The 25,872-nt window shown below is 51.1% G+C and carries 16 protein-coding genes, 2 tRNA genes, 3 rRNA genes and 1 pseudogene; 9 read left to right on the forward strand and 13 right to left on the reverse strand.

The window, feature by feature from the left end; all coding sequences use genetic code 11:
* Positions 1-45 precede the first annotated feature (45 nt).
* On the reverse strand, positions 46-1,635 hold the full coding sequence (gene purH, locus V2154_RS00335; protein WP_353500615.1) for a bifunctional phosphoribosylaminoimidazolecarboxamide formyltransferase/IMP cyclohydrolase: 1,590 nt from the start codon (positions 1,633-1,635) through the stop codon (positions 46-48).
* 683 nt (positions 1,636-2,318) lie between these two features.
* Between purH and V2154_RS00340 the strand changes: the two genes are divergently transcribed.
* The 4 genes from V2154_RS00340 (at position 2,319) to rrf (ending at position 7,454) form a co-directional block, all read left to right on the forward strand.
* A 16S ribosomal RNA gene (locus tag V2154_RS00340) occupies positions 2,319-3,861 on the forward strand.
* Between the two features lie 143 nt (positions 3,862-4,004).
* Positions 4,005-4,080, forward strand: a tRNA-Glu gene (locus tag V2154_RS00345).
* 230 nt (positions 4,081-4,310) lie between these two features.
* Positions 4,311-7,217, forward strand: a 23S ribosomal RNA gene (locus V2154_RS00350).
* Positions 7,218-7,338: 121 nt separating this feature from the next.
* Positions 7,339-7,454: ribosomal RNA gene (gene rrf, locus V2154_RS00355) — 5S ribosomal RNA — on the forward strand.
* The 16S, 23S and 5S rRNA genes sit together here with 1 tRNA gene alongside, the layout of an rRNA operon.
* Positions 7,455-7,583: 129 nt before the next feature.
* On the opposite strand, the gene actP is transcribed toward rrf, so the two are convergent.
* Genes actP through acs form a run of 3 tightly spaced genes read right to left on the reverse strand, consistent with a single transcriptional unit; the run spans position 7,584 to position 11,575 of the window.
* Positions 7,584-9,251 (reverse strand): cation/acetate symporter ActP, encoded by a 1,668-nt coding sequence (gene actP, locus V2154_RS00360; protein ID WP_353500616.1) that lies wholly within the window; start codon positions 9,249-9,251, stop codon positions 7,584-7,586.
* Complete coding sequence (locus V2154_RS00365) at positions 9,248-9,559, reverse strand: DUF485 domain-containing protein (RefSeq protein ID WP_353500617.1); 312 nt, start codon at positions 9,557-9,559, stop codon at positions 9,248-9,250. Before V2154_RS00365 ends, actP begins: the two co-directional genes overlap by 4 nt.
* 54 nt (positions 9,560-9,613) lie before the next feature.
* Positions 9,614-11,575, reverse strand: a complete 1,962-nt coding sequence (acs, locus tag V2154_RS00370; RefSeq protein WP_353500618.1) for an acetate--CoA ligase — start codon at positions 11,573-11,575, stop codon at positions 9,614-9,616.
* A 646-nt stretch (positions 11,576-12,221) separates the two neighbouring features.
* On the opposite strand from acs, the gene V2154_RS00375 reads away from it, so the two are divergent.
* The gene (locus V2154_RS00375; RefSeq protein WP_353500619.1) at positions 12,222-12,803 is read left to right on the forward strand and encodes a fimbrial protein; all 582 of its coding nucleotides are present in this window, start codon (positions 12,222-12,224) and stop codon (positions 12,801-12,803) included.
* 317 nt (positions 12,804-13,120) lie between these two features.
* On the opposite strand, the gene V2154_RS00380 is transcribed toward V2154_RS00375, so the two are convergent.
* The 9 genes and pseudogenes from V2154_RS00380 to aspA form a co-directional block, all read right to left on the reverse strand.
* Positions 13,121-13,818 (reverse strand): IS1-like element IS1A family transposase gene (locus V2154_RS00380; RefSeq protein WP_103215986.1). Its coding sequence is split into 2 segments (ribosomal slippage): positions 13,121-13,569 and positions 13,569-13,818, totalling 699 coding nucleotides; the frame shifts between segments, so codons are not numbered across the junction.
* Between the two features lie 116 nt (positions 13,819-13,934).
* Positions 13,935-14,492 carry a hypothetical protein gene (locus tag V2154_RS00385; RefSeq protein WP_353500620.1) on the reverse strand — a complete coding sequence of 186 codons (558 nt, stop codon included), beginning with the start codon at positions 14,490-14,492 and terminating at the stop codon, positions 13,935-13,937.
* Positions 14,479-15,399 carry a winged helix-turn-helix domain-containing protein gene (locus V2154_RS00390; protein ID WP_353500621.1) on the reverse strand — a complete coding sequence of 307 codons (921 nt, stop codon included), beginning with the start codon at positions 15,397-15,399 and terminating at the stop codon, positions 14,479-14,481. Before V2154_RS00390 ends, V2154_RS00385 begins: the two co-directional genes overlap by 14 nt.
* A 352-nt stretch (positions 15,400-15,751) precedes the next feature.
* Positions 15,752-16,057 (reverse strand): annotated as a pseudogene (locus V2154_RS00395) (LD-carboxypeptidase); the annotation flags it as partial.
* Between the two features lie 439 nt (positions 16,058-16,496).
* Positions 16,497-16,572 (reverse strand) — tRNA-Phe (locus V2154_RS00400).
* Between the two features lie 127 nt (positions 16,573-16,699).
* Complete coding sequence (dicD, locus tag V2154_RS00405; RefSeq protein WP_353500622.1) at positions 16,700-17,275, reverse strand: division control transcriptional repressor DicD; 576 nt, start codon at positions 17,273-17,275, stop codon at positions 16,700-16,702.
* 43 nt (positions 17,276-17,318) lie between these two features.
* Positions 17,319-19,055, reverse strand: a complete 1,737-nt coding sequence (locus V2154_RS00410; RefSeq protein ID WP_353500623.1) for a protein-disulfide reductase DsbD — start codon at positions 19,053-19,055, stop codon at positions 17,319-17,321.
* A 203-nt stretch (positions 19,056-19,258) separates the two neighbouring features.
* On the reverse strand, positions 19,259-20,560 hold the full coding sequence (locus tag V2154_RS00415; RefSeq protein WP_353500624.1) for an anaerobic C4-dicarboxylate transporter: 1,302 nt from the start codon (positions 20,558-20,560) through the stop codon (positions 19,259-19,261).
* A gap of 134 nt (positions 20,561-20,694) precedes the next feature.
* Positions 20,695-22,131, reverse strand: a complete 1,437-nt coding sequence (gene aspA / locus V2154_RS00420) for an aspartate ammonia-lyase (RefSeq protein ID WP_034795090.1) — start codon at positions 22,129-22,131, stop codon at positions 20,695-20,697.
* A gap of 375 nt (positions 22,132-22,506) precedes the next feature.
* Between aspA and V2154_RS00425 the strand changes: the two genes are divergently transcribed.
* The 4 genes from V2154_RS00425 to V2154_RS00440 all read left to right on the forward strand — a co-directional run bounded on the left by V2154_RS00425 (position 22,507) and on the right by V2154_RS00440 (position 25,839).
* Positions 22,507-22,998: an FxsA family protein gene (locus tag V2154_RS00425; protein WP_034795093.1), complete on the forward strand. Its 492-nt coding sequence runs from the start codon at positions 22,507-22,509 to the stop codon at positions 22,996-22,998.
* 228 nt (positions 22,999-23,226) lie between these two features.
* Positions 23,227-23,520: a co-chaperone GroES gene (locus V2154_RS00430; protein WP_009636718.1), complete on the forward strand. Its 294-nt coding sequence runs from the start codon at positions 23,227-23,229 to the stop codon at positions 23,518-23,520.
* A 49-nt stretch (positions 23,521-23,569) separates the two neighbouring features.
* Complete coding sequence (gene groL, locus V2154_RS00435) at positions 23,570-25,216, forward strand: chaperonin GroEL (RefSeq protein ID WP_353500625.1); 1,647 nt, start codon at positions 23,570-23,572, stop codon at positions 25,214-25,216.
* A 278-nt stretch (positions 25,217-25,494) separates the two neighbouring features.
* Complete coding sequence (locus V2154_RS00440) at positions 25,495-25,839, forward strand: DUF4156 domain-containing protein (RefSeq protein WP_353500626.1); 345 nt, start codon at positions 25,495-25,497, stop codon at positions 25,837-25,839.
* Positions 25,840-25,872: the final 33 nt, after the last annotated feature.

The raw sequence follows: 25,872 nt of genomic DNA on the forward strand, positions 1-25,872 counted from the left end.
AGCGGGCTGAGTCAGCCCGCTAAAAAATGAGTCGTGGTCTATGAATTAATGGCGGAAATGACGCATGTCGGTAAAGAGCATGGCGATACCGTGCTCGTTTGCCGCGGCGATAACTTCATCATCGCGAATTGAACCGCCCGGCTGAATCACGCAGGTAATGCCCACGGCAGCGGCGGCATCAATACCATCGCGGAATGGGAAGAAGGCGTCGGACGCCATGACGGAACCCGCCACTTCTAAACCTTCATCCCCGGCTTTGATACCGGCAATCTTCGCCGAGTAGACGCGGCTCATTTGGCCTGCGCCAATGCCGATCGTCATTTTGTCGCGGGCATAAACAATGGCGTTGGATTTAACGAACTTCGCCACTTTCCAGCAGAACAGGGCATCGGACAGCTCTTGCTCAGTCGGCTGGCGGGAAGAGACCACGCGCAGGTCTGAGGCTTCAACCATACCCAAATCTCGGTCTTGCACTAACAGGCCGCCATTCACGCGTTTGAAGTCCAGCGCGTTTTGGCGGCTTTGCCACTGTCCGCAGGTTAACACGCGAACGTTTTGTTTAGCCGCGGTCAGTGCCAGAGCCTCTTCGCTCACGGAAGGGGCGATGATCACCTCCACAAACTGGCGGCTGATGATGGCTTTTGCGGTATCAGCATCCAACTCGCGGTTGAAAGCGATAATGCCGCCGAAAGCAGAAGTCGGATCGGTTTTATAGGCGCGCTCATAGGCTGCCAGAATGGAATCGCCGATGGCTACGCCGCACGGGTTGGCGTGCTTAACAATGACGCAGGCCGGCTCTGCAAACTCTTTCACACACTCCAGAGCAGCATCGGTATCCGCAATATTGTTGTAAGAGAGCGCTTTGCCTTGCAGCTGCTGCGAGGTGGCGACCGAAGCTTCGCTAACATTCTCTTCTATATAGAAGGCTGCGTTTTGATGGCTGTTCTCGCCATAACGCATATCTTGCTTCTTGATGTAGCTCAGATTCAGGGTGCGCGGGAACTGGCCGGAAGGCTTGTCGGTTTCGCCGTGGTAAGCGGGAACCATAGTACCGAAGTAGTTGGCAATCATGCCGTCGTAAGCCGCGGTGTGCTCAAAGGCTTTAATCGCCAGGTTGAAACGGGTTTCCAGCGTCAGGGAGCCGTCGTTGTTATCCATCTCTTCTATAATAGAAGCGAAGTCCCCATTCTTAACCACAATCGCCACGTCTTTATGGTTCTTCGCCGCTGAGCGAACCATGGTTGGCCCGCCGATATCAATATTCTCAACCGCGTCTTCCAATGAACAGTCTGGGCGCGCAACGGTTTGGGCAAACGGGTAAAGGTTTACGACCACCATATCAATAGGCGCGATGGCGTGTTGCGCCATGATCTCATCGTCTTTGCCTCTGCGACCTAAAATCCCGCCGTGCACTTTTGGGTGCAAGGTCTTGACGCGTCCATCCATCATCTCCGGGAACCCGGTGTAGTCAGAAACTTCGGTCACCGGCAGGCCTGCATCAGCGAGTAAGCGAGCAGTTCCGCCTGTAGAGAGCAATTCCACGCCGCGTTGCACTAAAGCTTCGGCGAATTCTACGATACCGGCCTTATCAGAAACGCTGAGTAGGGCACGGCGGATTGGACGAGGTTGTAACATGGTGGTTATTTCCTTGGCTTTGAAGTCGCAGTAAAGAGTGTTATCTGAGTTCAAGAGGCGCTTTCTTCTCTTTATATAGAGTAATTTTGAGAAAAGAGCGGCTTTGCACTGAGATAACTGTCCTTTCGCATCTCATTTTTCTTAGTTGTTACCTTAATGAACGTAAAAACAGACGCGCGAAATTGTAGCGAAAACGATTGCGCGGCGCTCGTAAAATTTGAGCAAGATGTTGCTCTGTGGATAAGTTTGTGTAAAACACGGTATAAGCGGTGTATTTGCTGTGGAATGCAGCAAACAGTGGTTTTTCTTAAAATTAGCCCTTGCGGCCTGCTCAGAACTCCCTATAATGCCGCTCCATCGACAGGGAACAACGTGAACAACATCACGAAGTGAACGAGTCGGAAAGATTAAAAACAGCGGCAACCGAGTGAAATAAACGGTTGACACTGAAAGAGGAAAGCGTAATATACGCCACCTCGAGTTGCCAAGCGAAAGCGCGTAACTCACTGCTCTTTAACAATTTATCAGACAATCTGTGTGGGCACTCACAAGACGATATCAGCCACTCCGGTGGCAAAAAATATCAAGTCTTAAAGAGTGACCAAGCAGTAATTCATTTAGTTGAATTATTACGAAAGTTAATTTTTGAGCACCGCTTCACGAGTTGAAGCAAATCGAACTTTTAATTGAAGAGTTTGATCATGGCTCAGATTGAACGCTGGCGGCAGGCCTAACACATGCAAGTCGAGCGGCAGCGGAAAGTAGCTTGCTACTTTGCCGGCGAGCGGCGGACGGGTGAGTAATGTCTGGGAAACTGCCTGATGGAGGGGGATAACTACTGGAAACGGTAGCTAATACCGCATGACCTCGCAAGAGCAAAGTGGGGGACCTTCGGGCCTCACGCCATCGGATGTGCCCAGATGGGATTAGCTAGTAGGTGAGGTAATGGCTCACCTAGGCGACGATCCCTAGCTGGTCTGAGAGGATGACCAGCCACACTGGAACTGAGACACGGTCCAGACTCCTACGGGAGGCAGCAGTGGGGAATATTGCACAATGGGCGCAAGCCTGATGCAGCCATGCCGCGTGTGTGAAGAAGGCCTTCGGGTTGTAAAGCACTTTCAGCGAGGAGGAAGGGTTCAGTGTTAATAGCACTGTGCATTGACGTTACTCGCAGAAGAAGCACCGGCTAACTCCGTGCCAGCAGCCGCGGTAATACGGAGGGTGCAAGCGTTAATCGGAATTACTGGGCGTAAAGCGCACGCAGGCGGTTTGTTAAGTCAGATGTGAAATCCCCGAGCTTAACTTGGGAACTGCATTTGAAACTGGCAAGCTAGAGTCTTGTAGAGGGGGGTAGAATTCCAGGTGTAGCGGTGAAATGCGTAGAGATCTGGAGGAATACCGGTGGCGAAGGCGGCCCCCTGGACAAAGACTGACGCTCAGGTGCGAAAGCGTGGGGAGCAAACAGGATTAGATACCCTGGTAGTCCACGCTGTAAACGATGTCGATTTGGAGGTTGTGGGCTTGACCCGTGGCTTCCGGAGCTAACGCGTTAAATCGACCGCCTGGGGAGTACGGCCGCAAGGTTAAAACTCAAATGAATTGACGGGGGCCCGCACAAGCGGTGGAGCATGTGGTTTAATTCGATGCAACGCGAAGAACCTTACCTACTCTTGACATCCAGAGAATTCGCTAGAGATAGCTTAGTGCCTTCGGGAACTCTGAGACAGGTGCTGCATGGCTGTCGTCAGCTCGTGTTGTGAAATGTTGGGTTAAGTCCCGCAACGAGCGCAACCCTTATCCTTTGTTGCCAGCACGTAATGGTGGGAACTCAAAGGAGACTGCCGGTGATAAACCGGAGGAAGGTGGGGATGACGTCAAGTCATCATGGCCCTTACGAGTAGGGCTACACACGTGCTACAATGGCATATACAAAGAGAAGCAAACTCGCGAGAGCAAGCGGACCTCATAAAGTATGTCGTAGTCCGGATTGGAGTCTGCAACTCGACTCCATGAAGTCGGAATCGCTAGTAATCGTAGATCAGAATGCTACGGTGAATACGTTCCCGGGCCTTGTACACACCGCCCGTCACACCATGGGAGTGGGTTGCAAAAGAAGTAGGTAGCTTAACCTTCGGGAGGGCGCTTACCACTTTGTGATTCATGACTGGGGTGAAGTCGTAACAAGGTAACCGTAGGGGAACCTGCGGTTGGATCACCTCCTTACCTAAAGATACGCATTGTGCAGTGTCCACACAGATTGTCTGATGAAATTAATGAGCAAGAGCACCTGTTGATGCAGTAAGGGCAACCTTACGCTGATGCGAAAAGTGCCAGGGCACGAAAGTGGGCTGGTACGGAATTTTCGTGTCCCCATCGTCTAGAGGCCTAGGACACTGCCCTTTCACGGCTGTAACAGGGGTTCGAATCCCCTTGGGGACGCCATTCCGATAATGTGTGAAAGACATTATCACCGGTCTTAACGGACCAAAATACCTTAAAGATGACTCTCACGAGTCGTGTTTAAGATATTGCTCTTTAACAATCTGGAACAAGCTGAAAATTGAAACGACACAGCTGAAACTTATCTCTCCGTAGATGTACTGAGATAAGGAGTACCCTGTGTTGAGTCTCTCAAGACTTGCAAACCGAGGTGAAACACCTTCGGGTTGTGAGGTTAAGCGACTAAGCGTACACGGTGGATGCCTAGGCAGTCAGAGGCGATGAAGGGCGTGCTAATCTGCGAAAAGCGTCGGTAAGGTGATATGAACCGTTATACCCGACGATACCCGAATGGGGAAACCCAGTGTGATACGTCACACTATTGCATGGTGAATACATAGCCATGCAAGGCGAACCGGGGGAACTGAAACATCTAAGTACCCCGAGGAAAAGAAATCAACCGAGATTCCCCCAGTAGCGGCGAGCGAACGGGGAAGAGCCCAGAACCTGAATCAGTTTGTGCATTAGTGGAAGCGTCTGGAAGGTCGCACAGTATAGGGTGATAGTCCCGTACACAAAAATGCACTTGTTGTGAGTTCGATGAGTAGGGCGGGACACGTGACATCCTGTCTGAATATGGGGGGACCATCCTCCAAGGCTAAATACTCCTGACTGACCGATAGTGAACCAGTACCGTGAGGGAAAGGCGAAAAGAACCCCGGCGAGGGGAGTGAAATAGAACCTGAAACCGTGTACGTACAAGCAGTGGGAGCCTACTTGTTAGGTGACTGCGTACCTTTTGTATAATGGGTCAGCGACTTATATTTTGTAGCAAGGTTAACCGAATAGGGGAGCCGTAGGGAAACCGAGTCTTAACTGGGCGTCAAGTTGCAAGGTATAGACCCGAAACCCGGTGATCTAGCCATGGGCAGGTTGAAGGTTGGGTAACACTAACTGGAGGACCGAACCGACTAATGTTGAAAAATTAGCGGATGACTTGTGGCTGGGGGTGAAAGGCCAATCAAACCGGGAGATAGCTGGTTCTCCCCGAAAGCTATTTAGGTAGCGCCTCGTGAACTCATCTTCGGGGGTAGAGCACTGTTTCGACTAGGGGGCCATCCCGGCTTACCAACTCGATGCAAACTACGAATACCGAAGAATGTTATCACGGGAGACACACGGCGGGTGCTAACGTCCGTCGTGAAGAGGGAAACAACCCAGACCGCCAGCTAAGGTCCCAAAGTCATGGTTAAGTGGGAAACGATGTGGGAAGGCATAGACAGCCAGGATGTTGGCTTAGAAGCAGCCATCATTTAAAGAAAGCGTAATAGCTCACTGGTCGAGTCGGCCTGCGCGGAAGATGTAACGGGGCTAAACCATGCACCGAAGCTGCGGCAGCGACGCTCAGGCGTTGTTGGGTAGGGGAGCGTTCTGTAAGCCGTCGAAGGTGGCCTGTGAGGGCTGCTGGAGGTATCAGAAGTGCGAATGCTGACATAAGTAACGATAATGCGGGTGAAAAACCCGCACGCCGGAAGACCAAGGGTTCCTGTCCAACGTTAATCGGGGCAGGGTGAGTCGACCCCTAAGGCGAGGCTGAAAAGCGTAGTCGATGGGAAACAGGTTAATATTCCTGTACTTGGTGTTACTGCGAAGGGGGGACGGAGAAGGCTAGGCTGGCCGGGCGACGGTTGTCCCGGTTCAAGCGTGTAGGGGGGTAGTCCTGGTAAATCCGGACCGCTTTAACCCTGAGGCGTGATAACGAGCCACTACGGTGGTGAAGTAGCTGATGCCCTGCTTCCAGGAAAAGCCTCTAAGCTCCAGGTAACACGAAATCGTACCCCAAACCGACACAGGTGGTCAGGTAGAGAATACTCAGGCGCTTGAGAGAACTCGGGTGAAGGAACTAGGCAAAATGGTGCCGTAACTTCGGGAGAAGGCACGCTGGCGCGTAGGTGAAGAGACTTGCTCTCGGAGCCGAAGCCAGTCGCAGATACCAGCTGGCTGCAACTGTTTAATAAAAACACAGCACTGTGCAAACACGAAAGTGGACGTATACGGTGTGACGCCTGCCCGGTGCCGGAAGGTTAATTGATGGGGTTATCCGCAAGGAGAAGCTCTTGATCGAAGCCCCGGTAAACGGCGGCCGTAACTATAACGGTCCTAAGGTAGCGAAATTCCTTGTCGGGTAAGTTCCGACCTGCACGAATGGCGTAATGATGGCCAGGCTGTCTCCACCCGAGACTCAGTGAAATTGAACTCGCTGTGAAGATGCAGTGTACCCGCGGCAAGACGGAAAGACCCCGTGAACCTTTACTATAGCTTGACACTGAACATTGAGCCTTGATGTGTAGGATAGGTGGGAGGCTTTGAAGCGTGGACGCCAGTCTGCGTGGAGCCAACCTTGAAATACCACCCTTTAATGTTTGATGTTCTAACTCGGCCCCGTGATCCGGGGTGAGGACAGTGTCTGGTGGGTAGTTTGACTGGGGCGGTCTCCTCCTAAAGAGTAACGGAGGAGCACGAAGGTTAGCTAATCACGGTCGGACATCGTGAGGTTAGTGCAATGGCATAAGCTAGCTTGACTGCGAGAGTGACGGCTCGAGCAGGTACGAAAGTAGGTCATAGTGATCCGGTGGTTCTGAATGGAAGGGCCATCGCTCAACGGATAAAAGGTACTCCGGGGATAACAGGCTGATACCGCCCAAGAGTTCATATCGACGGCGGTGTTTGGCACCTCGATGTCGGCTCATCACATCCTGGGGCTGAAGTAGGTCCCAAGGGTATGGCTGTTCGCCATTTAAAGTGGTACGCGAGCTGGGTTTAGAACGTCGTGAGACAGTTCGGTCCCTATCTGCCGTGGGCGTTGGAAGATTGAGAGGGGCTGCTCCTAGTACGAGAGGACCGGAGTGGACGCATCACTGGTGTTCGGGTTGTCATGCCAATGGCATTGCCCGGTAGCTAAATGCGGAAAAGATAAGCGCTGAAAGCATCTAAGCGCGAAACTTGCCTCGAGATGAGTCTTCCCTGTGGCTTTAAGCCACCTGAAGGGACGTTTAAGACTAAGACGTTGATAGGCTGGGTGTGTAAGTGCAGCGATGCATTGAGCTAACCAGTACTAATGACCCGAGAGGCTTAACCTTACAACACCGAAGGTGTTTTGGTCTGAGAGACGAGACGAGATTTTCAGCGAAGTTCCGAGATTGGTTCGCATGGCGTGCGAGGGTGAAAGCCTGAGGATGCGGTGGGGACAACAAGAATTTGCCTGGCGGCACTAGCGCGGTGGTCCCACCTGACCCCATGCCGAACTCAGAAGTGAAACGCCGTAGCGCCGATGGTAGTGTGGGGTCTCCCCATGCGAGAGTAGGGAACTGCCAGGCATCAAATAAAGTGAGAAACCCCAGCCGAAAGGCCGGGGTTTTTTGCTATGTGGGACACGGCAAAGTGCCAAACAAACAAGCCCCCCTGCTCTGGCGAGCCGGGGGGCTTCTTGCGTTATGGCTTACTGATTAATGGTTGGAGCTTTGGGAGATGCCAATACCGGTTTGGGATCTCACGAACTGCGGATGGAAACGTTCTCTTTCCAGCTGCCCCTCGCGTGAATTGTCTGTTATTGAGAACAGCCAAGTTCCCACAAAGGCAACAATCATTGAGAATAGTGCAGGATATTCATAAGGATAGATGGCTTTCTCATGACCTAAGATCTGTACCCATATCGTTGGGCCGAGGATCATGAGAATCACCGCGGTTAAGAGACCAAGCCAACCCCCAATCATTGCTCCTCGAGTCGTCAGTTTTGCCCAGTACATGGAGAGCAGGATAATTGGGAAGTTACAGCTGGCGGCGATAGAGAATGCCAGACCGACCATGAATGCAATGTTCTGCTTCTCGAATAAAATACCCAGCAAAATGGCGACGATGCCGAGGATAATTACCGTGATCTTCGAGACACGCAGCTCATCCTTTTCAGTGGCTTTACCATCCTTTATTACGCTGGCGTACAGATCGTGAGATACCGCTGAAGCGCCAGCTAGCGTTAACCCTGCCACTACTGCAAGGATTGTTGCGAAGGCGACGGCGGAGATGAATCCTAAGAAGAAGCTACCGCCAACGGCATCGGCAAGATGAACCGCTGACATGTTGGTGCCGCCCAACAATGCGCCGGTTGCATCTTTAAATGCTGGGTTTGCGCTAACGAGAACAATAGCGCCGAAGCCGATAATGAAGGTCAAAATGTAGAAATAACCTATAAAACCCGTGGCGTAGAACACGCTTTTACGCGCTTCTTTTGCATCGTTGACGGTGAAGAAACGCATCAGGATATGTGGCAATCCGGCCGTACCAAACATCAGTGCTAATCCAAGCGATAGCGCGGATATAGGGTCAGAGACCAACCCGCCCGGACTCATGATTGCCAGCCCTTTTGGATGCACCGCCACCGCCTGCTGGAAGAGAGTGTTGAAGTTAAAGTTGACCGACTTCATCACCATAATCGCCATAAAGCTGGCACCAGCGAGCAGCAGGATCGCTTTAATAATCTGTACCCAAGTAGTAGCTAGCATCCCGCCGAACAGGACATAAAGCACCATCAGAATGCCGACCAGAATCACGGCGACGTGGTAGTTCAGCCCAAAGAGCAGCTGAATCAGCTTACCGGCACCCACCATTTGCGCGATGAGATACAGCGCGACCACCACCAGCGAGCCGCAGGCTGACAGAGTTCGAATAGGCTTTTGTTTTAAACGATAGGAAGCGACATCCGCGAAGGTGTATTTCCCCAAGTTGCGAAGCCGTTCCGCGATGAGAAATAGAATGATTGGCCAGCCAATCAGGAAGCCTATCGAGTAGATCAAGCCGTCGTAGCCGGAAGTATAAACCAGCGCTGAAATGCCCAAGAATGATGCCGCCGACATAAAGTCACCGGCGATGGCCAGCCCGTTCTGGAAGCCGGTGATTTTACCGCCGGCGGTATAGTAATCCTGTCGGGAGCGGGTGCGCTTTGAGGCCCAATAGGTGATATACAGCGTGGCGCCGACGAAAAGGACAAACATCACGATGGCTTCGATATTCAGAGGCTGCTTTTTGACTTCCCCTGCAATACCTTCTGCGGCCAGCGCGGTGAATGGTGATGCCAGCAGAAGCGCCAGCGATAATCCCCCTAAACGACGGGCGTTCATGGGTTCACCTCGCGGATGATTTCTGCCGTCAGGCGATCAAATTCGCCATTAGCGCGATAGACATAAATACCGGTGAGCACGAAGGAGGCGACAATCAGCCCAACCCCAATGGGGATACCGCGAGTGATAGTTCCTCCTTCATAGAGTGGCGTGCCGAGCCACTGGGGTTCAAAGGCAATAAGGAAAATAAAACTGACGTACATCACCAACGTGATAATAGAGAGCAGCCACGCGAAGCGGCTGCGTTTTTCTACTAATTCCCTGAAGCGTGGATTATTTACAACTCTTTGATAAATGAGATCATTCATCTCAGTGACTCCTGTGAGGCATTGATAGAGTTCACCGCGCCAGGGCGGTGAAAATTACGACGGCACTTTCATTGATTGTTTTTCTTCCAACAGCTTATCGACTACACCCGGATCGGCGAGGGTAGAGGTATCTCCCAAATTACTGGTATCGCCAGCGGCAATTTTGCGCAGAATGCGGCGCATAATTTTCCCTGAGCGAGTTTTTGGTAAGGAGTCAGTCCAGTGAAGAATGTCAGGCGTGGCGATAGGTCCGATTTCTTTGCGTACCCAGTTACGCACTTCGGCATACAGCTCTGCTGAGGGTTCTTCACCATGGTTGAGGGTAATGTAGGCGTAGATAGCCTGACCTTTGATGTTATGCGGAATGCCAACCACTGCGGCTTCGGCAATTTTCGGATGCGAAACCAGCGCAGATTCAATCTCCGCGGTCCCCAGACGGTGGCCGGAAATGTTTAATACGTCATCGACGCGGCCGGTTATCCAGTAATAACCGTCTTCGTCACGACGTGCGCCGTCGCCGCTGAAATACATATTTTTGAAGGTTGAGAAGTAAGTTTGTTCGAAACGGTCGTGATCGCCAAACAGCGTTCTCGCCTGACCCGGCCATGAATCAGTAATGACCAAGTTCCCTTCGCATGCCCCTTCCTGCGGAACACCTTCGTTATCCACCAAGGCTGGCTTAACGCCAAAGAAAGGACGCGTCGCCGAACCCGCTTTCAGCTCGGTCGCACCAGGCAGCGGGGTGATCATGAAGCCGCCGGTTTCGGTCTGCCACCAGGTGTCGACGATTGGGCATTTGCTGTTACCTATGGTCTTGTAATACCACTCCCAGGCTTCCGGGTTAATCGGCTCACCCACTGAACCCATAATGCGCAATGAATCGCGGCTGGTTCCCTCAATGGCTTTATTACCTTCCGCCATTAATGCGCGAATAGCCGTTGGTGCGGTATATAAAATATTCACTTTATGTTTATCGATGACCTGCGCCATGCGATTTGGCGCCGGGTAATTAGGCACGCCTTCGAACATAAGTGAAATAGCGCCGCAGGCTAATGGGCCATAAAGTAAATAACTGTGGCCAGTGACCCAACCGACGTCGGCGGTACACCAATAAATATCGCCGTCGTGATAATCAAAAGTATATTTAAACGTCAGCGCGGCATAAACCAAATAACCGCCAGTCGTATGTAATACGCCTTTAGGTTTACCGGTTGAACCCGAGGTATAAAGAATAAATAACGGATCTTCCGCTTTCATCTCTTCCGGCGGGCAATCAGCGGAAATATCTTTAATTGCGTCATGCCACCAAATATCGCGGCCCTGTTTCCATTCGCCTTCTTTACCCGTGCGTTTAAATACCACCACGTTAGTGACGCTGGTAACTGCCGGATTTTTTAACGCGTCATCGACGTTTTTCTTCAGGGGAATGGTGCGCCCGGCGCGTAAGCCTTCGTCAGCGGTGATCACCACTTTGGAGTTGGAGTCGACAATGCGACCCGCCACGGCTTCTGGCGAGAAGCCGGCGAAGATAACGGAGTGGACGGCGCCGATGCGCGCGCAGGCCAACATCGCCACGGCGGCTTCCGGCACCATGGGCATATAGATGGCAACCACGTCACCTTTCTTCACGCCGAGGCCTTTCAGTACGTTAGCGAACTGGCAGACGTCGTGATGCAATTGTTGGTAAGTGACGTGTTTGCTTTCGGCTTTCGGGTCATCGCCTTCCCAAATCAGGGCCGTGCGGTCGCCGTTTTTCTCGAGATGGCGGTCAAGGCAGTTGGCCGACAAATTAAGGGTGCCATCTTCAAACCAGCGGATATCAATGTTGCCTGGCGCAAACGAGGTGTTTTTAACTTTGCTGTATGGCTTGATCCAGTCGAGAATTTTTCCCTGCTCAGCCCAGAATGCATCCGGATTTTCTACAGATTGTTGATAATACTGATGATATTGCTCTGGTGTGATGAGAGTACGTTCTGCAATTGACGCAGGAATAGGGTGCTTATGGACTTGGCTCATGGTTTTTCTCCTTTAATTTGTTAATCATATGTCAATCAAAGGTTAAGTGTAGTTTGCCTTGAGGCTTTGTTCGGATTTTGGGGGGCGGATCACGCAACCTCAGTAACCCAAGCAAGATTGTGGTCATTAGGCTGCTAGGATGCTCACATTGAGTAAGGTGAGATGAGTAAGAGGAGAGGAAAGAAAAGCGTGGAAATGTCGTGCAGCAATATTTGCCGCATACTGAAAAATTACGATAGGTAGAGCCGATCAAATTTTAGAATTGTATGGATCCTAGCCTATCTGCACGAAGTTGACCTAAGCCAAGCCGCGGCGTCTCCCTCGCCTGAAAAATGGTGCGATGTAATATCAATTTAAAACAAAGGTTTTTATTTTGTTAAATAAAGCTTAATCCATTCACAATTTATATTAATTAGCTCAAAACCATCATGAAATATAATGTTAATTAATTTAACCTCAGAGTGAAATTTCCTACAGAAAAGTCTTATAAGTCCTACATTTTAGATTAATAATCTTAATATTAGCATTTTGCGAGTTATTATTCCGACAAAACACAAATAACAGTATATTGATCTGGAAAAGAGAGGGGTGCTCTCTTCGGTAAGCAAGATTTCTCTTTGCTACCGTTATTTCTCAAGGACTCAATATGTTTATTACTAAAAAGAAAGCTCTCATCGTTGCCCTGTCTGCCGTTATCTCTGCTTCAGCTTTTGCAGCTGACGAGCCTGTAGCACCAACGGGAGCCGATCAGGGTTCTGGTCGTATTCATTTCACCGGTACTGTTATTAACGCTCCATGCTCTATCGCAGCTGGTGATGAAGACATTAACGTGAACATGGGCCAGGTTGCGAATAAAGTGCTGGAAAGCGGCAATAAGTATTCACAAAACGTTAACTACACCATTCACCTGCAAGATTGTGACCTGACTGCACAGACCGCTGGCGACGTTCAGTACCCAGCTATGTCTAAAGTTGCAGTATCTTTCGCGGGTACGCCAGACAGCAGCCTGTCCGAGTTACTGGCTAACACCGGTAGTGCTAAAGGTGCTGCGATCCGTCTTATCGACTCAAACGGCGACTTGCTGAAAGTGGGTGATACCTCTAAAGACATTAACTTAGTGACCGGTAATAACGAATTGGTATTTGCTGCGCGTGTTGAAGCGAACAACCAGCCAGTATCCACCGGTACTATCGTATCTCAGGCAACTTACGCCCTGAATTACAAATAAGACTGCCTTAATAAATAGGGGAGTTTACTCCCCTTTTATCGTGCCTTTATTGGCAAGGCTTTCTGCTGGCTATATTTCACTGTTCATATAATTAAGCCGAACACGCTTTATAAAAATAAAAGTGGTTTTATATGTTGGTCATTTTTAATAAGACACCGATTAGAAAAAAGCTCACTGTCATCGTTATGAGTTCTTTGACGGGATGTTTTATTTCAATGAGCAGCCTGGCAGTGGAGTTCAATACCAACTTTATTGACGCCGGGGACAGAAATAATATCGATTTAAAACGCTTTGAAGTCGCCGGTAATGACTCCAACTTATTGATAGTGTTTTATGTTCAGATAATGCCCGATGACTTTGTCATGCAGCTCCACCGATTTTGAGAACGACAGCGACTTCCGTCCCAGCCGTGCCAGGTGCTGCCTCAGATTCAGGTTATGCCGCTCAATTCGCTGCGTATATCGCTTGCTGATTACGTGCAGCTTTCCCTTCAGGCGGGATTCATACAGCGGCCAGCCATCCGTCATCCATATCACCACGTCAAAGGGTGACAGCAGGCTCATAAGACGCCCCAGCGTCGCCATAGTGCGTTCACCGAATACGTGCGCAACAACCGTCTTCCGGAGCCTGTCATACGCGTAAAACAGCCAGCGCTGGCGCGATTTAGCCCCGACATAGCCCCACTGTTCGTCCATTTCCGCGCAGACGATGACGTCACTGCCCGGCTGTATGCGCGAGGTTACCGACTGCGGCCTGAGTTTTTTAAGTGACGTAAAATCGTGTTGAGGCCAACGCCCATAATGCGGGCAGTTGCCCGGCATCCAACGCCATTCATGGCCATATCAATGATTTTCTGGTGCGTACCGGGTTGAGAAGCGGTGTAAGTGAACTGCAGTTGCCATGTTTTACGGCAGTGAGAGCAGAGATAGCGCTGATGTCCGGCGGTGCTTTTGCCGTTACGCACCACCCCGTCAGTAGCTGAACAGGAGGGACAGCTGATAGAAACAGAAGCCACTGGAGCACCTCAAAAACACCATCATACACTAAATCAGTAAGTTGGCAGCATCACCCGCACGCCTGCGGCTGTACGTTGTATCTGCTCTATAAATAGGTCAAAACGCCACTATCAGGTTATTTCACAAAGACGCACATGATAAAAGGCGACTGTGTGGTTTCGATTAACATGCTATTGGCGTCATATTTTTTTAAAACCAGGGTGTCTGAATCGCCAACAATATAAGAGCTATTCATGAGAACCAGTCTTGATAGCTCTTCATTCATGGTGTCCACGCTATCAATATTTACCCGATCGCTTTTCAATGTGTAGGTTTGTAATGTTTTGTTTTCCAGCACATAACTATAGTAAATGTTTCGCAGTAAAATTCTTTTGTCGACTAACTTACCTTCTTTATCATATGCGTAAACATTGCCGCTCATCGAGACTAAGATTTTATTCTTATTTAAGAAACTAAAGTAAAGCGTAGTATTCAATTTTATACGCCGATCGTCGTATTGCACTTCACTCATAAAGTCACCACGACAGGCTTGTGAATAGGGGAAATTTTCCCGGGAGTGTTTTGCTTCCACCTGCTTATAAATCGTCAGACATAAAAAGATGAGCGACAAAAGAGGCAACCAGTAAACCGCGTGGCACTTCCTTAGTACCCAGCGTAATTTATTTCTTGTCATTACTTGTCCTATCATTACTGTAAACGCTCAGGCATGCCGTCGGATTATTTTTATCATCGACCCGGCACTCTGCCATAAAGTCACGCGTTGAACCCGAGCGTATCAACGAAACCAATGTCTCGCTTTGGAAGATGAAAATATTGCCAGGCTGGCAAACCAGTTTCTTTTGCGCAATAAATTCCTCGGCGCGTTGAATAAAATCGGCACGCTGATTTGAGGGCAAGTGCGTCGTGGAATAGAGCGCGCACTGGCCCAGAGTTGCCACCTGTAGGTTTTCTTTTGGGTCATAGATGTGCTCTTGGAGCAGCAACCCAAGGGCGACGGCCAGAGAGAACAGCGAGGCGAAAAAAATCGGCAATGTAAAATCCCTCCCTTCCTTGGTGTTTGGCATGGTTGTTGGGGCGATGACAGTCGGCACTGCAAGGCTTTCATCAGTGATTTCGCCAGGCATGATGACGTGCTGCGGATATTCCACGGCAGCCGTTACTGCTGCCTCCTGGACAACTTCCGTAGGCGGTGCGACAGTGGCCTGATCATTTTCTTTTTCTGCATCGTTAATAGCCCCTATAGCATCTATCGCAGAAATAGTTATTTCCTTTTTTAATAAAAAACCGACCTTGGGCACGGTGATTATCACATCTTCGGTATGACCCAGTGTATTAATCACTTTGCGTAATTTGCTAATGCAGTGGTTAAGATTATTATTACTTGATACAAGGCCGTAATCATCCCATACCTTTTTGAAAAGAATGTCACGTTGCACAACGATGCCCTGCTGTTCGATAAGCAGTAATAAAACGCGGCGCGCAGGATTGGAAATACTCACTTGATTCTCTGGGTCGTTTTGCAAAGATAAAGTATTGTCTTCAGGGTTAAATAGTATTTTATTTTCAATTAGATAAATCATGCCCATCCCTCTTTTATTCGCCCCTACATCCTGGTTTTACTAAAAGCTTGCGGGCGATATTTTTATTAAAATGCGACACAAAATTTTCCAATCATACGATTAACTGATGTTGGATTTACTAGGTCAGTATAAACCTAGTATTTTAAAAAATAGAATCATATCCTTAAATATTATTGTTTTAAGGTGTAAGAATGCTCTGCTTTTTGAATATTTATTACGTAATAACCCTGCGGTTATTCACTTATAAATGAGTTAAGGAATTTTAGTACATGAGGATAAGTGATGATATGCAGAACAAGCCCCTGCGTGCGATGAAGAGGCTTTAATTCTTAAATTAACATTGGCTGGGTATTTAGGATAAATAATGACTGGTGATGGAAACCAATGAGTGGTCAAAATCGATGCAGAGCGTTACGCCGAGAGGCAGGGTGAGCATTGGATGAGTGTGGCAGCAGTCGAAACCGTCCACGATAGGTATGGGCTGCCCGGCCAGCACTTCACGCAAAACCTCATAAGGTTGACGGTCACTGCCTGCATCATCAAACAGCTCGTGCTTGCCCAAGATAATGGCGCTTACCTTCTCAAAAATGCCGTTCAGCTTGAGCATGGCGAATGAACGCTCGACGGTGGCGATGTCTTTCAGACTGTCTTCGATAAATGAATTCGAAGAGGACAATGTAACAATATCGGGTTTGGCTGGATAGTTGGGGGAGTGGGAAGATCACAAACCCCAAATAGCAAAAAACCAGCTATTAAGCTGGTTTCTTTAAATATAGTGCCCGGACTCGGACCGCGGTGCGTCAGCACCGATGAACAGCGCTTGCGCTGGCCCCGAAGGGGTGAGTCTCAGCATGAGACGAATAATCGAACGAAGTTCGATGAAGAGTCCCAGCTCCAATAGCAAAAAACCCGCCATAGGCGGGTTCTTCTAAATATGGTGCCCGGACTCGGACCGCGGTGCGTCAGCACCGATGAACAGCGCTTGCGCTGGCCCCGAAGGGGTGAGTCTCAGCATGAGACGAATAATCGAACGAAGTTCGATGGAGAGTCCCAGCTCCAATAGCAAAAAACCCGCCATAGGCGGGTTCTTCTAAATATGGTGCCCGGACTCGGAATCGAACCAAGGACACGGGGATTTTCAATCCCCTGCTCTACCGACTGAGCTATCCGGGCAACGGGGCGCATTAAACCGTATTGGCCGGTGGGCGTCAACGGCTTTATGCGAGAAACATCATAAAAACGGTTTGTTTGCTGGCTTTTCAGTCAAAAAAGAGAGCAGCAAGCCATTTTCTGGGGCTATTTAAGCCAGAGCCCCATGTTCCCGACAGCGCGCCACGTTCAATACATCTTCTGCTAAACGACGCGCCACTGCGACGTCGTGCAGCTGGCGTTTAACCAGCAGCTTGCTCAGGCAGCCTTCGAGGATCAGCTCCATCTGCTCGGCAACCATCTGCGCATCGTCAGACCCCATCTCCTGTAATAGCTCGAAGGTGTAGTCGTAAGAAGCCTGTTTCTGCTTCTCAGCCAGCTGGTGGATAGGGGATTCGTTATCAGGATAGAAGCTGCAAGCAGCGATAAATAAGCAGCCCGGATAGCGATTTTGCCGCACCTGCTCGTCGAGAACTTGGTAGCGCGCCAGCAATTTTTGCGGCGCGCTGAGAGTTTCATCCAGCAGTAACTGGCGACGCCAAATATCAATCTGCTCGCCGTGGTGGCGCAGGCTGTCGTACAGCAGCGCCTCGGCATCTGGCCAGAAACGTCGCAGATCGCTAAGTGGAATGCTGACCAATTCGGCAACGGATTCCAATGACAGTGTGGCTAAACCGCGCTGTTCCAAAAGATTAAGTGTTTGGTCAAGGACCTGTTCACGTAGCACGTTTGCCTCCTCACAATTCGCGTAATTCAAAACCTAGTGTCGTTTAAGGCTGCGTTTTCTGCAAATGGCCGACGAACTGGGTTGCATTCATAAAGCCGGTCACCCGCGACTGCGGTAACTCTTTGCCATCCGCGCCAAAGAACAGAATGGTGGGCAGACCTAGCACCTGCAGCCGTTTGAGCAGCGCCACCTGCTGCGGGTTATTCTGTGTCACATCGGCTTGCAGTAACACCGTGTCTTTCAGCTCGTTTTGCACCTCTGACGAGGTAAAGGTGTATTTCTCAAACTCTTTGCAAGCCACGCACCAGTCGGCGTACAAATCCAACATCACTCTTTTGCCCTGAGCCTGCTGCAACGCGGCATTCAGCTCATCCACATTATTAATTTTGTGGAATGCCAGCGCGTGTTGCTGCACCGCGCTGCCACCCTGAGGAGGAAACGCCCAGTCTTGCAGAGGTCGGCCCGCCACCAGTAGGGCCGCCAGCAGCAGCAACTGTAAGACGCGCACCAGCCCGCGTTGGCTCTTCAGGCTAATAATGAGCGCCCAGCCGAAGAAGGCGACTCCCAGCATACTCCACAATCTTAGCCCCCACGCATCGCCGATGATTCTCTCTAGCAAGAACACCGGCAGGGCGAGGATCACAAAGCCAAAACCTTCTTTAACATACTGCATCCACGGGCCGCTGCGCGGCAGCAGGCGATTGCCGAACAGGGTCACGATAATCAGCGGGATGCCCATGCCCAAGGCATAAAGATAGAGCGTTCCGGCACCGGCCCACAGGTTTCCACTCTGGGCGATATACAGCAGGATGGCGCTCAGCGGCGCGGTGGTGCACGGCGAGCAGATAAGCCCGGCCAGCGCGCCCATAATAAAGACGCCTGCCAGCGAGCCGCCTTTTTGGTCATTGCTCCACAGGGTGAGGCGAGTCTGCACCGAAGAAGGCAGTTGCAGGCTGAACAGGCCAAACATCGACAGGGCCAGCAGGATAAAGGCGGCAGACAGCACAATCAGTACCCAAGGGCTTTGCAGCGCGGCCTGGAACTGAAGCCCGGCGGCGGCGACCACCATACCGAGCAAGGTATAGGTCAGCGCCATGCCTTGCACATAGACCAGCGCCAGCAGGAAGATGCGTTTCATGCTTTGCGGGCGCTGGCGGCCAAGAATAATGCCGGAAATCAGTGGGTACATCGGCAGCACGCAAGGGGTAAAGGCGATGCCAATGCCAATCAGCAAGGCCCAAAGAGGCGAGAAGGGCAGCGGCGTGACCTGCGGCGTCGGCGCGGCTTCAATCGGTTTCTCTGGTGTTGGCGGTGGCGTGGCGGCGTCAGCAGCCTGCCCGCTGACTTCGCTCAGTGGAATAATGCGAGTTTCCGGCGGGTAGCAGAAGCCCGCCACCGCGCAGCCCTGATAGCTGACTTTCAGCGATGCCTGAGCACTCGCCTGACGCAGCGGTACGCTAAGATTCAGCTGTTTTTCATAAACTTGGGTATCGCCAAAGAACTCGTCGTGATGCTCCAGCCCCTTCGGCAAGATAAAGGCCGCCAGCTGGGCCTGATCGCCGACTAACTCGATTTTATCGCGATAGAGATAGTAGCCATCGCGGATCGTCCAGTTGAGCTTGAGGTTGGGACCCTGCTGCTGAAAGTCGAAGTCGAATGCCTGATCCACCGGCACGAACTGCGGGTTCGCAGGCTGGCTGAACAGGGAGGCCTGGGCGTGCAGCGGCAGTAAGAACAGGCTACAAATCAGGAGGAAAAGGCGAAAAATGCGGTGATCCATGCGGATTATCTTTCTCTTCATCACGGTCAGCATTGACCGCTGGTTAAATCGCAAGAGGGCGCGAGTCGCTTCATGCCACGGCGCGTTAATAGACGCTGATTATAGCCCGCACAAAGGGTGAGCAGAAAGCCTTGGAGTGTCAGGGTTTGTCAGAGTGGCGCGGGGAGGGCGAGAACAGGGGCCGAAGCCCCTGTGAAAAACTGTTAGAGAATGATGCTGCCGAGGCCAAACCCGAAAAGTACCGACAGGAAAACGCCGATGGTGCCGGGGATGAAGAACGGGTGGTTGAAGACGAAGCGGCCGATGCGCGTGGTGCCGGTGTCGTCCATTTGCACCGCCGCGACCAGCGTCGGGTAGGTTGGCAGAATGAACAGGCCGGAGACGGCGGCAAAAGAGGCCACGGCGGTCAGCGGGGTGACGTTCAGCGCCAGCGCCAGTGGCATCAAGGCCTTGGCGGTCGCCGCCTGCGAGTAGAGCAGTGCCGAGCAGAAGAAGAAAATCACCGCCAACAGCCACGGATGGGACTGAATCAGCTCGCCGGCAGTCTCTTTAATCCAACCCAGATTGGCCTGCACGAAGGTGTCGCCCAACCAAGCTACGCCGAGGATACAGATACAGGCACTCATGCCCGCCTTGAAAGTACCGGAGGTAAGGATGGAATCGGTGTTAATGCGGCAAATCAGGGTGGTCAGGGTCGCGACGCTCAACATGATAATAAGGATCGCGCTGGTGGTATTCATCAGCGGTTTCTCAACCCAGCCGAGGCTCGGGCTGTTGACCACCGCGTAGCCAACCACGCTGAAGACGCCCAGCAGGAACAGCAGCACGGAGAGTTTGGCGCGCGGCTTGATGGCTTTGCGGTTGTTACCGCGCAGCTCCACCAGACCTTCTTCATAACGCTTGAGGTAAACTGGGTCATCAGACAGCTTCGAGTTGAACAACCAGCCAATCAGCAGCGACATCACAATCACCGCCGCGAAGGTGGAGGGGATCATCACCATCAACAGGTGCAGATAGCTGACGCCGTGGCCTTCCATCACTGAAGACATATACACCACCGCCGCCGAAATCGGCGAGGCCGTGATGCCAATCTGCGCGGAAACTACCGCCGTGGAGAGAGGGCGGCAAGGTTTAATCCCCTGCTCTTTGGCGACTTCGGCAATCACCGGCAGCGCGGAGAGCGAGATGTTGCCGGTACCGGCCAACAGGGTGAGGAAATAGGTGACGATAGGGGCGAGCAGGGTGATGTGCTTTGGGTTGCGGCGCAGCAGTTTTTCGGTTTGCTGCACCAGATAGTCCATGCCGCCAGCCACCTGCATGGTGGAGATAGCGGCGATCACCGCCATGATGATGGAGATGACGTCAAAAGGGATGCTGCCGGGTTTAACGCCGCAGAGGGCCAGCGCCAGAACGCCAATTCCTCCTGCAAACCCAATGCCTATCCCGCCCAGCCGCGCGCCCAAAAATATCGCCGCCAGTACAATAATGAGTTCGATGATTAACATGTTTGACCGTCCGTTGTTCCCAACTAAATAGAAATAAAATGAAAATGAGATGTTGTGTAATTGTTGTTATGCACAAAGTAAAAAGGCTCGCTGTTCGTGAGAACAACGAGCCTTAAGGCTAAAGATTATCTCTGTTACTGTTCGTTTTCATCCGTATACCGTTTGGCTTTGTAGGCCGGGTGCATCAGGTTCTCAATAGAGAAGATGTCGTCCAGTTCAGCCTCTGTTAGCAGCCCGCGTTCCAGTACGACTTCGCGCACGCTCTTACCGGTTTCGGCACAAATCTTCCCGACAATATCGCCATTGTGGTGGCCGATGAACGGGTTAAGGTAAGTCACGATACCGATAGAGTTGAAGACGTAAAACTCGCAAACTTCTTTGTTCGCTGTAATGCCGTTGATGCATTTTTCCAGCAGATTGTAGCAGGCATTGGTCAGAATATGGATGGATTCGAACATCGCCTGGCCAATCACTGGCTCCATCACGTTCAACTGCAACTGGCCTGCTTCGGCAGCCATGGTCACGCACACATCGTTACCGATAACTTTGAAGCACACCTGATTGACCACTTCTGGGATCACCGGGTTAACTTTGGCTGGCATGATTGAAGAACCGGCCTGCAATTCAGGCAGGTTGATTTCGTTCAGGCCAGCGCGCGGGCCGGAAGAGAGCAGGCGCAAGTCGTTACAGATTTTAGAAAGCTTAACCGCCAGACGTTTCAGCGAGCTGTGCACCATCACGTAAGCGCCACAGTCGGAGGTTGCTTCAATCAGGTCTTCTGCAGGGATACATGGCAGGTTGCTGACTTCAGCCAGTTTCTCCACCGCCAGCTGTTGGTAGCCTTCAGGAGTGTTCAGGCGAGTACCGATTGCCGTAGCGCCAAGGTTCACTTCCAGCAGCAATTCGCCGGTGCGCAGCAGGTTGCGGGTCTCTTCTTTTAACAGCACGTTGAACGCGTGGAACTCTTGACCGAGGGTCATCGGCACGGCGTCTTGCAGCTGAGTACGGCCCATCTTGATGATGTTTTCGAATTCTTTGGCTTTACGCTCGAAGCCGTCACCGAGCTGGTCGATGGCGTCGATCAGTTTGAGCAGAGAAGCATAAACGGCCAGACGGAAGCCGGTAGGATAGGCGTCATTGGTGGACTGACACTTATTCAGGTGATCGTTTGGATTGAGGTACTGGTAGTCACCTTTCTGGTGGCCCATCAGTTCCAGCCCAATGTTAGCCAGTACTTCGTTGGTGTTCATATTGACCGAGGTCCCCGCGCCGCCCTGGAAGACGTCAATCGGGAACTGATCCATGCACTTGCCTTTATTCAGCACTTCATCACAAGCCTGAATAATGACGTCGGCGATATGGCGTGGGATCGTGTGCAGCTCTTTATTTGCAAGCGCGGCTGCTTTCTTCACCATGACCATGCCCCGGACGAACTCCGGCACATCGCTGATTTTTGTGTTGCTGATATAGAAGTTTTCAATCGCCCGCAGGGTGTGAATTCCATAATAAGCCTCAGCTGGAACTTCGCGAGTACCCAGCAGATCTTCCTCGATACGAATCGTATTTGACATGAGAACCTTCTTTTTGGTGCTTGAACACGTTATGCGATGTTTGAAATTATGTTACTAACAGAGGGAAATTAAAAACGATCAACCGCTGTTTGTAGTACGAAGGCGATCATATGCTGCTCTTGGCGAATTGCACGCACTAAGATCACTCTCCTGCACTGTTACGAAGCATCTATTTCTGTATCTGTGAGAACTCTCACAAATCATTCCTCTGCTCAATTAAATCTGTCGCGAAGGTTGAAAAAAGGCTGCTCCGCTACCACCTCAGTGTAGACAGCCCGAGGCGGAACGATCATTTGGTTCGCTCTCGGGCCCATTTTTATGGTTTCGGCATGTTGCCTTTAGGGCCAGCCGGAGCCTCATTACAAGGAGAATGCGGTGCGCTGGTTACCGTTACTGTTGTTATTTCTGTTGGCTTACATCGAAATAACCTTATTTATCAAAGTGGCTGCCTTTATTGGCGTGGCCATGACGCTGTTGCTGGTGGTCTTCACCTCCTGTGTGGGTGTCTCTCTGGTGAAAAATCAGGGCATGAAAACCTTCATGCAGTTGCAGCAAAAATTGGCGCTGGGCGAAAGCCCGGCGGCGGAGATGGTCAAGAGCGTGTCGCTGGTATTGGCAGGCTTCTTGCTGCTGGTTCCGGGCTTCTTCACGGATTTCCTCGGCCTGCTGCTGTTACTGCCGCCGGTGCAGAAATCCCTGACGCTGAAACTGATGCCGCACCTTAATATTGTGCGCTCTGGCGGAAACTGGGGTAAGAGCCAGCCGACCGGAAACACCTTCGAGGGCGAGTTCAAACGCACCGACGAGCAGACTGAACGTCTTGTTTCGCCAGAAAAAGATGACGACATCGATGGGCGCGGCCGCTAATATCCGCGCCCTCGGATGTTAAATTATTGTTGTGAAAGGGGAGGAAGTGCCGCCAGCGAGGCGCACTTTTCTGGCAAAGACAACTGACAAAGAAAACGCGATTTTTTTTGCTTTTCCCCTTGAAGGGCGGCGTAACGCCCCCATTAAACAAACCACGAGGCCGGACAGATGACTGTCAGGCATTCAACCCTAAATATAGTTATGGACCCGCTCACAGGAGAGTTATCAATGAAAATTCGTCCATTGCATGACCGCGTTATCGTCAAGCGTAAAGAAGTAGAATCTAAATCCGCTGGCGGCATCGTTCTGACTGGCTCTGCTGCTGGTAAATCTACCCGCGGTGAAATCCTGGCCGTCGGTCATGGTCGCATCCTGGAAAATGGTGAAGTGAAAGCGCTGGACGTTAAAGTTGGCGACATCGTTATTTTCAACGACGGTTACGGTGTTAAAGCTGAGAAGATCGACAACGAAGAAGTGTTGATCATGTCCGAAAGCGACATTCTGGCAATCGTAGAAGCCTAATCGGTCTCTACCACTTTTTCTGAACTGAACGAATTTAAGGTAAATAACAATGGCAGCTAAAGACGTAAAATTCGGTAACGACGCACGTGTAAAAATGCTTCGTGGCGTAAACATCCTTGCCGATGCAGTTAAAGTTACCCTGGGCCCTAAAGGCCGTAACGTAGTTTTGGACAAATCTTTCGGCGCACCAACCATCACTAAAGATGGCGTGTCAGTAGCTCGTGAAATCGAACTGGAAGACAAGTTCGAAAACATGGGTGCGCAAATGGTGAAAGAAGTTGCGTCCAAAGCTAACGATGCAGCGGGTGACGGTACCACTACCGCAACCGTTCTGGCGCAATCCATCATCACTGAAGGCCTGAAAGCTGTTGCTGCTGGCATGAACCCGATGGACCTGAAACGTGGTATCGACAAAGCTGTCGTTGCCGCAGTTGAAGAATTGAAAAAACTGTCTGTGCCATGTGCTGATTCTAAAGCCATCGCTCAGGTAGGTACTATCTCCGCTAACTCCGACGAAACCGTAGGTAAATTGATCGCTGAAGCGATGGAAAAAGTCGGTAAAGAAGGCGTGATCACCGTTGAAGAAGGTACCGGCCTGCAAGACGAGCTGGACGTTGTTGAAGGTATGCAATTCGACCGCGGTTACCTGTCTCCATACTTCATCAACAAGCCAGAAACCGGTTCTGTTGAACTTGAAAGCCCATTCATCCTGCTGGCTGACAAGAAAATCTCTAACATCCGTGAAATGCTGCCAGTGCTGGAAGCCGTTGCTAAAGCCGGTAAACCACTGCTGATCATTGCTGAAGACGTTGAAGGCGAAGCCCTGGCGACTCTGGTAGTGAACACCATGCGCGGTATCGTGAAAGTGGCTGCGGTTAAAGCACCAGGCTTCGGCGACCGTCGTAAAGCTATGCTGCAAGACATCGCAACCCTGACTGGCGGTACTGTTATCTCTGAAGAGATCGGTCTGGAGCTGGAAAAAGCCACGCTGGAAGACATGGGTCAGGCTAAGCGTGTTGTTATCAACAAAGACACCACCATCATCATCGACGGTGTTGGTGAAGAGGCTACTATTCAGGGCCGTGTTTCTCAGATCCGTCAGCAGATCGAAGAAGCGACCTCTGACTACGACCGTGAAAAACTGCAAGAGCGTGTGGCTAAACTGGCTGGCGGCGTAGCCGTTCTGAAAGTTGGCGCAGCGACTGAAGTTGAAATGAAAGAGAAGAAAGCCCGCGTTGAAGATGCCCTGCACGCGACCCGTGCTGCGGTAGAAGAAGGCGTGGTTGCTGGTGGTGGTGTTGCGCTGATCCGCGTTGCTCACACTCTGGCAGACCTGAAAGGCGACAACGACGACCAGAACGTGGGTATCCGCGTTGCTCTGCGCGCGATGGAAGCTCCACTGCGTCAGATCGTGGTTAACGCCGGCGAAGAAGCTTCTGTCATAGCTAACAAGGTTAAAGCAGGCGAAGGCAGCTTCGGCTACAACGCTTACACCGAACAGTACGGCGACATGATCGCGATGGGTATCCTGGACCCAACTAAAGTGACCCGTTCTGCTCTGCAGTTCGCCTCTTCAGTTGCTGGCCTGATGATCACCACCGAGTGCATGATCACCGACCTGCCTAAAGACGACAAAGTCGATATGGGCGGCGCTGGCGGCATGGGTGGTATGGGCGGCATGGGCGGCATGATGTAATCATCCCCCGGCGTTCATTCGCTGCATATGCAGGTTGCGTAAGCAATTTGTGTGTTAAAGAGACCCGGTCCTTGGTGGCCGGGTTTTTTTATTTGACCCTTTTTTCTTCGTTTCAGTAAGATAACTCTCATCGTCTCCTGAGTTTAGCGTGTAAACTCTACACTATCTCTGTCTCAGGTAACGCGTTGAAGCTTGCGCAAACGTGGCAACGGATGCCTAAGAGAACACGGCGTTCTCTGATAGGCTTTATGAGATTTCAATATCAAATGGGGAAAGTGATGCGGATTAAAATGTTACTGGGCCTGTCAGCTGCCATGCTGCTCGCCGGCTGCAGTACCACTCATCAACTGGATGCAGCGGGCCAGCAAGTTAAGTTTACTGATAGCAAACCGGGTAAAGAATGCCAATTAATTGGCGATGTTACCGGGACGCAGAGCAACTGGTTATCAGGAAGCGGCGGTGACGGTAGCTCAATGCGCGGTGCTGCGAATGATCTGCGTAACAAAGCTGCTGCTATGGGTGGTAACACTATTTATGGCGCGAACAGCCCAACCCAAAGTTTCGTCTCCAGCTTCGTTCCTGTGGACAGCAAAATGGTCGGTCAGGTTTATAAGTGCCCATAACGGGTCACCCCTTTCCTGATAACGACATTGAAT

This window comes from Ewingella sp. CoE-038-23, from assembly GCF_040419245.1.
In the GTDB taxonomy this organism is placed as follows: domain Bacteria; phylum Pseudomonadota; class Gammaproteobacteria; order Enterobacterales; family Enterobacteriaceae; genus Ewingella; species Ewingella allii.

What these genes read in the sequence shown, in the direction of transcription:
- V2154_RS00415 (WP_353500624.1), bottom strand. Translation starts at nt 20,560, where the DNA reads ATGTTAATCATCGAACTCATTATTGTACTGGCGGCGATATTTTTGGGC.
- V2154_RS00390 (WP_353500621.1), bottom strand. Translation starts at nt 15,399, where the DNA reads ATGATTTATCTAATTGAAAATAAAATACTATTTAACCCTGAAGACAAT.
- purH (WP_353500615.1), bottom strand. Translation starts at nt 1,635, where the DNA reads ATGTTACAACCTCGTCCAATCCGCCGTGCCCTACTCAGCGTTTCTGAT.
- V2154_RS00430 (WP_009636718.1), top strand. Translation starts at nt 23,227, where the DNA reads ATGAAAATTCGTCCATTGCATGACCGCGTTATCGTCAAGCGTAAAGAA.
- actP (WP_353500616.1), bottom strand. Translation starts at nt 9,251, where the DNA reads ATGAACGCCCGTCGTTTAGGGGGATTATCGCTGGCGCTTCTGCTGGCA.
- V2154_RS00440 (WP_353500626.1), top strand. Translation starts at nt 25,495, where the DNA reads ATGCGGATTAAAATGTTACTGGGCCTGTCAGCTGCCATGCTGCTCGCC.
- aspA (WP_034795090.1), bottom strand. Translation starts at nt 22,131, where the DNA reads ATGTCAAATACGATTCGTATCGAGGAAGATCTGCTGGGTACTCGCGAA.
- V2154_RS00385 (WP_353500620.1), bottom strand. Translation starts at nt 14,492, where the DNA reads ATGACAAGAAATAAATTACGCTGGGTACTAAGGAAGTGCCACGCGGTT.
- acs (WP_353500618.1), bottom strand. Translation starts at nt 11,575, where the DNA reads ATGAGCCAAGTCCATAAGCACCCTATTCCTGCGTCAATTGCAGAACGT.
- groL (WP_353500625.1), top strand. Translation starts at nt 23,570, where the DNA reads ATGGCAGCTAAAGACGTAAAATTCGGTAACGACGCACGTGTAAAAATG.
- V2154_RS00410 (WP_353500623.1), bottom strand. Translation starts at nt 19,055, where the DNA reads ATGGATCACCGCATTTTTCGCCTTTTCCTCCTGATTTGTAGCCTGTTC.
- V2154_RS00375 (WP_353500619.1), top strand. Translation starts at nt 12,222, where the DNA reads ATGTTTATTACTAAAAAGAAAGCTCTCATCGTTGCCCTGTCTGCCGTT.
- V2154_RS00365 (WP_353500617.1), bottom strand. Translation starts at nt 9,559, where the DNA reads ATGAATGATCTCATTTATCAAAGAGTTGTAAATAATCCACGCTTCAGG.